5 protein-coding genes and 1 pseudogene are annotated in these 8905 nt (G+C 41.5%); 3 read left to right on the top strand and 3 right to left on the bottom strand.

Annotated elements, in window-relative coordinates; translation table 11 throughout:
* Nucleotides 1-233: 233 nt before the first annotated feature.
* Entirely contained in the window at nucleotides 234-1712 is a 1479-nt protein-coding gene (locus tag A1019T_RS06790) for a peptidylprolyl isomerase (RefSeq protein ID WP_077450980.1), read from the bottom strand.
* 133 nt (nucleotides 1713-1845) lie between these two features.
* On the bottom strand, nucleotides 1846-5151 hold the full coding sequence (locus A1019T_RS06785) for an LPS-assembly protein LptD (protein ID WP_167366845.1): 3306 nt from the start codon (nucleotides 5149-5151) through the stop codon (nucleotides 1846-1848).
* A 481-nt stretch (nucleotides 5152-5632) separates the two neighbouring features.
* Between A1019T_RS06785 and A1019T_RS06780 the strand changes: the two genes are divergently transcribed.
* Nucleotides 5633-6817, top strand: coding sequence for an aminoglycoside phosphotransferase family protein (locus tag A1019T_RS06780; RefSeq protein WP_077450979.1), 1185 nt, complete (start codon nucleotides 5633-5635; stop codon nucleotides 6815-6817).
* Nucleotides 6818-6888: 71 nt separating this feature from the next.
* Nucleotides 6889-7665, top strand: coding sequence for an N-acetylmuramate alpha-1-phosphate uridylyltransferase MurU (murU, locus tag A1019T_RS06775; RefSeq protein WP_077450978.1), 777 nt, complete (start codon nucleotides 6889-6891; stop codon nucleotides 7663-7665).
* 170 nt (nucleotides 7666-7835) lie between these two features.
* On the opposite strand, the gene A1019T_RS06770 is transcribed toward murU, so the two are convergent.
* Nucleotides 7836-8618: a hypothetical protein gene (locus A1019T_RS06770; protein WP_077450977.1), complete on the bottom strand. Its 783-nt coding sequence runs from the start codon at nucleotides 8616-8618 to the stop codon at nucleotides 7836-7838.
* Nucleotides 8619-8776: 158 nt separating this feature from the next.
* On the opposite strand from A1019T_RS06770, the pseudogene A1019T_RS06765 reads away from it, so the two are divergent.
* Nucleotides 8777-8905: pseudogene (locus tag A1019T_RS06765) on the top strand (IS982 family transposase); the annotation flags it as partial.

Raw genomic sequence — 8905 nt, 5'->3', positions numbered from 1 at the left:
CAGGATCTATTAATTCACTAAATTGTTCTAGGGTGTCTGGAATCCTTTTATGCGTCTCATTAATAGCGTCTTGTAGTCTCATAGTAAAATAGCCCATCTACTTATTAGATGGGCTATTTTATTACTTTTATTGAGTTTTTGCCTTAACTGACTGGCATTACTATCTCAAGATAGGGTGTTTTTTTATGTTTTTATGGTAGAAACTTAATTCAGTTTAACACCATATTACTATATTAATTAATGATTTTTACGTAAGCGTTGGCACGAAGCTCTTGTAACCAGTCTTCTTGAGCTTGGGGTGCTAAGCGTTGGAACAGCGCTTCACGGGCCAGATTACGCTTAATAGTATCACTAACGTCTTTCTCACGCATGCCTTCAACTTTTAGGATGTGCCAGCCAAACTGTGATTTAAATGGAGTAGAGAAGTCACCTTCCGGGGTGCGTTTCATCATCTCTTCAAACTCTGGCACCATTTGACCTTCTGTTACCCAGTCTAAGTCACCACCACGGCCTGCAGAGCCTGGATCATCTGAATAGGTAGCGGCAAGTGAGGCAAAGTCAGCATCACGGCGAAGTTGTTCATACAAATCATTGATGCGCTGTTCTACTAGAGCATCACTGTTACGCTCATCTGTTTTTACTAAGATATGACGAACTTTCCACTGCGGGATAATCATATTATCATTATTACGCTTATCTACCAGCTTCACAACATCGATGCCTTCAGGCGTGATTTGCGGGGCAGTCACTTGCCCTACTTCAAGTGGCGTGATTTGCTTAGCGATATCTGTTGGTAGACCTGCGGCAGGGTGGTAGCCCATATCACCGCCTTGGACAGGAGCCACATAGTTTTTAGCAATACCAGTAGTTAGCTGATTTAAAATAGCTTGGGCATCATTACTGGTTTTAAGTAGCTCTTGAGTTTGCTGAGCAATTTGCATTGCAGCATTCTTTTCGCTTTCGGTAATACGGTTATAGTCATCACTAAAAGGGATGCGAATATGGATGGTGCGGTATTCAGTACTTTGTAGCTTTTGGGCTTCAGGAGAAGCTAAAAACGCGTCAACGTCTTGTTCCGTAATACGCACTCGACTGGCGACTTGACTTTGTTGCAGTGCGTTTAAAGATTCTTCCTCGATAACTTGAGCGCGTACAGCAGCATAGCGTCCTGGCTGTCTGGCATCTAGAGCTTGCTGTAGTTCAGTTAAAGACTTTAAACCTTGGGCCTGGGCTAGACGGGCTAAGCTTTCATTGACCGCATCAGGGCTGGGTCTGATACCTGCTCTTTGCACCATATCTAATTGTAATTCACGTAAAATCAGACTGTTTAGTACCTCATTTTGTAAGCGCTGAGGGCTAGGGGCAGGCTGACCACTGGCTTTAATGCGTGTTTGAGCGGCAGCTATGGCTGCCGCTAACTCGCTTTTTAAAATAGGGGTATCATTTACCAAAGCAATAATACCATTACTGCTTTCACTCGCAGAGATTGCTGCCTGAGCACTGGCTGCCTCTACGGTTTCAGTAGATTTGGCAGTAGTTGCTGAGTCTACAGTTTTATCGGCAGCCTGCGCGGATAAACTGAGGCTTGCCAGTACAGTAGACACCAGTAATGCATCAGTTAGCTTTTTTAGACGAAATTTTGATGTCCCTAAAGCGTTGGTATGTGAGCAAGAATGCTGTGATTCATAGTGCTGAGTATTTAATGCTGTCATAAGTAGCCTGTTTTTAGCTTGAGTATTGCCTTATCAAATTTTTTATAAGGCAGTAAATCGTTAAAAATTTATTAAACCTATTTTAATTTAAACAAATTATAGGGTTAAGGGATAGGATATCTATCGATTTAAATTATTTTTTCCATAAGTAGTCTACAGGTTCTAGACCTAATATCTTGTCATCTAAGTGCTTAGTCAAACGGCTTCTTCTATCGCCAAAGCCATTAATTCTAAATTCTACCATGACGGCGCGCGTGGGTTTGTCTTCTAAGTTTAAGTCATTATAGTAACTGCGGCCATAGATTGAAAACCCATAACAACAATCTTCATAGTCTATACCAACAGTCGCATCAACAAACTTATTATCATCGGTATCAAATTGACCCTGACCTAACAATCGCCAATTCTCGTTAATTGGAATAATGGTCGAAGCAGTCAAAGCAGATAAGGCAGATTGGTTGGTTATACGGTCTTCTTTGCGTTCAATCACGCCAAAGTTAATTAAGCTATTGGGTGTGGGATTATAGCGAACTTGGCTAGCGATGTAGTTTAAATGGTTGTCTGAGTCCAATGCGCCATTAAAATCAAACCAAAGGTTACGATAAGGTTGTAAGCTTGAGCGCCAAGCAACCCCTGTAGAGTTTACATCTAAAGTTCCTTCAGTTTCCTCTAAACCTACTTTAGGTTTGTTTAGGAAGAACTGATCGCCGATACCGCCATCAAAGCGAGTGACACCCATCGAATCAATATAACGATAGTTAAGCCCTAAAGCCACACTATTATTATCGGCGATTCTATCATGACCTAAGAACCAATTATCAGCAAATAACTGGTCATAATCAAAGGAGGCAATACGGGTATCAAAGTTAGGGAGGGCGCTTTGATTCTCATAAGGAGAGTAGCTATATTTAATACGGGGAGTTAAAAGCTGATAGCCTCCCATACTATTGTCAAACCAACCAAAAGGTGAGCCAGCACTATAAAAGTTTAGCCCTGAGTCTACACTGAAGCTAGGCACGAATACCGACTGATCATTATCATCTTTTGAAACATTATTGTCGATACGGCTTTCTTCATCAAAAGCTGTATACAAATGCTGTAAGCTAACTTCAGGTTTGACGTAACCCCAAGTCTTCTCTACAGGGTAGCTGGCACTGATTTTATTGTAGAGTCGAACGCCACTTTTTTCACTTTCAGAACCATCATTGATCGACTTTTTGAAGTAGGCTGAATCGTGTGTCCCGCTAACGACAAAGTTATCTAAAGCATTGTTTAGTTTAGGCAGACGATAATCGACTGTTAATTGAGGTAGGCGATAATAAGGCTTGTCTTTATCAGCGATTACATTACCTTGAGCGTCTACAGCTTTAAGAGTTTGGAAGGTCTCTACTTTTAATTCAGCATCAATGTAGTCATCATAATATTTTACTCGGCCCCGTCTGGGTAAGTTTAGACGGTTGTCCACTAAGCCAAAGTCATCAAAGTCATTGATATAGTCAGGGTCGGAAACATAACTATAAACCGCATCTGCCGTTAAACGAGGAATCGTTTCAGAGGCCCAATCATGACGATAAAAAATGCCGGCTCTATCTTCATCATCGTATTTTTTATCTTTTGGCATATAGGCGGTGGTGAGCTGACCATGACCGTAGTTCTCAGTCAAGTAACGCATTTCACCAGTAATCATCGGATTACGGTTGCTATAGACATCGGTGGTAATAGTGGCATCGTAATTAGGAGCTAGGTTTAAATAGTAAGGCACACTTACTTTTACACCACTGTCACTATCAATACGAGCACTGGGGGTTAACAAGCCACTACTGCGTCGGTCATCTACTGGGAAGTTGAAATAGGGCAGATATAATACTGGTACATTACCTAGGCGGAAAGTAGCATCATAAGCTTCTCCGCGGCCCGTTTCAGTATCAATATCTATCTGCTCTGCTTCTATCTGCCACTTACGATCAGTAGGGGGACAGGTAGAGAACATAACCTTTTCAAGCTCATACTGTGAATCATTAGGCTTGTTTAGTCGGTGGGCATAGCCATGAGCCTGCATAGGAACACTGGCAAAAGCCACATCATAGGCAGTGGCTTTGCTGCTCTTGGTATCATAAGCGAGCTCTTCTGCTACGGCAATCATGCCATCACTGCTATTTTTCAGGGTTTGTTTTTGGTTCCCAGCTTGGGGTTTTTGTTTTGCCCCTGACTCTGCAAGAAGTACACCGCCTTTTGCGCCAGCAACTCCAGTATTAAGATCTAAAGCAATTTGATCGGCAGTAACCAACTTGCCGTCTTGCATAATCTCCACATTACCAGCAAGCTCTACATAGGTGTCATTATCATAGTAGCCATAATCAGCAACCGCATGCAGTGGCAATCCATTTGCAATAGACAGCCCATCTTGCTGCTGTGCTCGCTCAATGGCTCGTTGATAATTGGCATCAGCACCAGCGGTATTTGGCGTGACCCAAACCCCTTCACAGCGATAGGCAGAAGCCCCATCAGCCTGATAATTAAAGATATTGGGAGCCGCAACAGGGGCGAAGGTCTGAGCCTCAACTACCTGGGTGTTTGTTATCGAGTTGTCGTTACTATTGATACGTTCACGTAGTTCTTCGGATTGCGACTGATAAAACTGGGATAAGCGTTCTAAGCTTCTTTGCACCGAGTCTTCTTTAAAAGTAGAGGCCAAAGCTTTGGAGTTGTCTACTCTTTGACGGATATTTGAGTTTTTAGGGGCAGTAGAAGAGTCGGCTGACGCTTGGTTTGAGTCAGAGAAGCCTTTGCCTGGATTTGGATTGGTCGGTGCTCTAAGCTCAGGCTCATTTTGGTTATTAGCAGTATTATTTACACGATCATTGGCAACAGAGGCTGTGGATGGATTACGCTCCGTTACCGCGGCGGAACTCTTTGAATTTATGAACTCATCTTCAGGATAACTTAGGGTATTTTCAACTAAGTTATTTTCAACTGAAGCTAGCGTAGGCTCAGGTTGCTCAGTCTCGAATCCAACCGCTTCTAAAGCCTCTTCTTGGGTCTGTGCCACATTTTTATTTGAAGTAGGGGGTAGGTTATCAGCTGCTGAGTAGGGACTGGTATAGTAGGTTGGGTTGCCTTTGGGGTTCTCTAACCCTGAGTTTGGTACAGATACTTTTTTATAAGTGATTCGTGAGGAATCCGATAAAGTGGTTATTTGATTTTTCTGTCCGTTATTAGGAACCTGTTGCTTTTGATTACTAGCGGATCTGCTATTTACAGTCTGTGCTGAATTAAAGGACGAGACAGCTTCTGCCTGTGGGCTAACAATAGCTCCATAAGCACTAGGCACGCTGATCAGTAACGGTAAGCTAATGACCAAGCGACTGGTGTAATGTGGCTGGCGTGAAAAGTCACGGCAAGCACGCAATATACTGCGGTAGAGTTGCGAGTACAGCAAAAGATTACCTTATTGAGTTGAAAAATATTTTGATCTTACCCTAACCAAATAACCTTTATGTATGAAAATAAAAGCTTGCTTAGGGCAACAGCTACATTCTAGTTTTGTATCAAACCAATTTTGTGTTAAACCAATATAGTACTAAAACATAATATGGTAATAAACCACGATATCCTACCAAGGCTTATTATCTTTTATTACGGTGATATAATCCACTTTATATCAAACTAATATTATAAGTTGTTATTGATAAGCTTTTGAAATAACCCTTATTATATAGGCTTGTGACACCGTTGTGAGTATATAAATCTGCAATATCTTATCATAGTCAAAAAAAGGCAAATCAGCTACACTATAGGGTTCAAATTGAAACTAGAGTATTATTCATAATTTTACGCTCATATCCTATTGGCCAACTGTTAAAGATTTGTATGAGCATCACATTACCCGTATTTTTCTTCGATATAAAAGCAATTTAACTATGACAAATCCACAAAACTCCTCTAAGGCTAATAATACAGCGCCAATAACCGCAAACTCAGCTGCAGCCTATCATACTGAGCAACGTTATGAGCAACTGACTCAATTTATTGAAGCCGCTTTTCCTCATCATGCAGTGCGTATTGAAAGCTTACCAGGCGATGCCAGTTTTCGCCGCTATCACAGAGTGTATCTCGAAGGTAAAGCGGATGAGCAGTCTGCTAACCCGCAAGGTAAAGAGCAGAAATTAGATCCAAGCTATATTGTGATGGATGCGCCGCCTCAGCTTGAATCTATCGAAAGCTTTGTACGTATAGATAACTTGATGGCTCCAAAAATTAATGTGCCTACTTTATTGGCTCAAGATGTTGAGCAAGGTTTTTTAGTACTACAAGATTTTGGCAGTATTGAATTTGCTCATTTAATTGCAGAAGCCAAAGTTAAGCAAGATAGTGGCCGGGTTGATGAGCTGTATCGCTGGGCTATTGACTGTTTGTTACAGCTACAAGCGCTTGATATCGAGCAGGCCAAAAAAGACTTTGATGTGCCTGACTATGAGGCTGCAACTTTACAACGTGAGATGGAATTATTCACTGAATGGTTTTTACCCTACCTTGGTGAAGAGTTAAATTCTGAGACTCAGCTTATCTGGCAAGACTTCACTCAAGCTTTGATTGAGCAAATTTTGCAGCATCCGGCGGTAGTGGTACATAGAGACTATCACAGCCGCAACTTAATGCAGGATCAATATCATAGTAGTGAGTTAGGCGTTATTGATTTCCAAGATGCTTTAATCGGTAGCTATACTTATGATTTGGTGTCTTTAGTAAGAGATGCTTATGTGGATTGGAGCGAGTCTCAGGTTGACTCTTGGATCGAATACTATTGGCAACAAAGTAAAAAAGTGCATGAAGCTACCGCTGACTCTTTGACAGAGTTTACCAGTCAAGTAAATCTAATGGGCATACAGCGTCATCTTAAAGTGCTTGGTATCTTTATTAGACTGGCGGAGCGTGATGGTAAAAACCGTTATCTAGCTGATATTCCAAAAGTATGGCGAGATTTGATGATTGAAATGAAATGGCTGAATCAGCATGGCGATGCTCAAACTCAAGCCTTCATTCAACCAGCTTTACAGTGGTTACAGCAACAGGTCGAACCCAAATTTAAGCAAAAATTTGCGTAATTGATGAGCCAATTCATTTACAAGCCAGTTTTGCTAGTATTGGCAATTTACCAAAAGAAATAAGGTCTATCATGAGTACTAATCCAGCCAAAAGCTCAGCCTCAGATTCAAGTGGTACTAAGATTACCCAAGCCATGATTTTGGCTGCCGGCAAGGGTACACGGCTACGCCCTTTGACGCTAACCACGCCTAAACCCTTAGTAGAAGTCGGGGGTCAACCCTTGATTGTGTGGCATATCAAAGCATTAAAAGCGGCTGGGATTGATGATATTGTTATTAACACTTCATGGTTATCAGAGAAGTTGATGGCGGCGCTTGATGATGGTCGTCAATACGGAGTAAAAATCCATTGGTCGGTCGAGGACGGGGAGCCGCTTGAGACAGCTGGCGGGATCGCCAAAGCATTGCGTGAGGGTCATCTTAAACCGTCCCCTTTTATTCTTATTAATGGGGATGTGTGGACGGATTATGATCTGGCACAATTAACAGACTATGTTATGACACCTGATCAGCAAGCTCATTTATTAATGATTGATAATCCTGAGCATAACTCGAAAGGCGACTTTGCTATTAACAATGGTATGGCCAGTGAACAGGCTATTGCTGATGCACAGAAATATACCTTTGCAGGGGTTAGTGTTATTTCTCCTAGTCTCGTCAAGGATATAGCTCAGGGACAGGTTGCTCCCTTGGCCCCGCTATTTAAGCGAGCCATGCTAAAGCTGCAAGTGACGGCTGAAGTTATGCAGGCGCATTGGGTAGATGTGGGAACGGCTGAACGTCTTGAGCAGATAAATCATAAGATAGCTTCAGAAGGCGCAGGTGCCCATAAGGCTAGCCTTGACTAAATCAATTTATAGCAGTTAATTTATTACAACCAAAAAATCGGCCTTAATGGCCGATTTTTTTGTAAATTACAAGACAAGTCAAAAGTGTAGCGTTTATGAGTGTTAAGTCAAATAATCAATTAAAAGTAATTACCTAATAATCAGCAACTATTTTAATCATTAATCTGTATTTAATCAGTTGAGTCAGTAGCAGGCTCAGTGTTCTTAGGCTGAGCAGAAGTTGGCTGGTTTTTTAAGTAAGCAGCTCTACTGGCTTGCTGTTGCATCTCAATCTCGCGAAGTTTTTGTTCCTTTATCTCATTAACTGCACTACTTAGCTGGTCACTAAGATCCTGTGATTGCTGAGCAGTATTGGCATAGTTATTATTGCCAACAACAGGGTTATGCTCCGCTTGAGGTAAATCTCGGGGAAGCAACACAGCGTCATTTGGGTTAATCGCAGGTTGAGGAGTATAAACACTGCTGTCCAAAGGAGGGCTTGTGTTTTGTTGTTTTTGACCCTCATTTTGAGTCACGTTTTTTTGGGTCTCTTTTTTATCTTGACTGCTTTCGCTGTCACTGTTCCCGTTCTCTTTCTTTTCTTTTTCCTTTTCCTCTTCCTCTTCTTTATTAGCGTCACTCTCTGATTTAGTCGATTCATCCTTGTTACTTTCATCAGTGGCAGGATCTTCAGCACTTTTCTCAGCAGATTCTTCCTCTGTTTTAGTTAAGGTGCGCTCATCTATTAAGGTGAGCAGCAATTCTTTTTCATGCGTTAAATCTTCAGAAGCGGTAGCGGCTTCAGTCGTCTGTGTGTTGAGCTCTGACTCTTGTATACCTGCGTTTTTCTGACTATTGAAAAAAACAATGAGTAAAAGGGCGTGTATGACTAAAGCAAGCGCTATTGCAGGGAGCCATTTTTTGAATGTCCCTTTATTTTCAGGGGAGGTTGGTAATTTTTTTTCATTTTGCATGGCTGTCCACTTCTTTATAAAACATAGTAGGTCTAAAGACTTGATAACTAGATATAACCTGAGTTCGGGATAAGCAGGTCAAAAAAAAGCAAAAAAAAGAAGTCCAAAATTGTTAAAGTTAAGGTACCAACAAAAACTCAACAAAAAGGACTTCTTACTTGGACAACCTAACCGAATTATACTGCCATATTGACGACTTTTACCAAGCATTCAAACCAGAATTTGAACGTCAGCTGATCGAAAATGGGACAAAGCGATTAAGAGCATGCAAGATAAGTGTACCAGAG

It is taken from the genome of Psychrobacter piechaudii (assembly GCF_900162825.1).
GTDB classification, from domain to species: domain Bacteria; phylum Pseudomonadota; class Gammaproteobacteria; order Pseudomonadales; family Moraxellaceae; genus Psychrobacter; species Psychrobacter piechaudii.
Note: the sequence above shows the minus strand (reverse complement) of the source record. Positions and strands in the feature narration are given on the sequence as shown.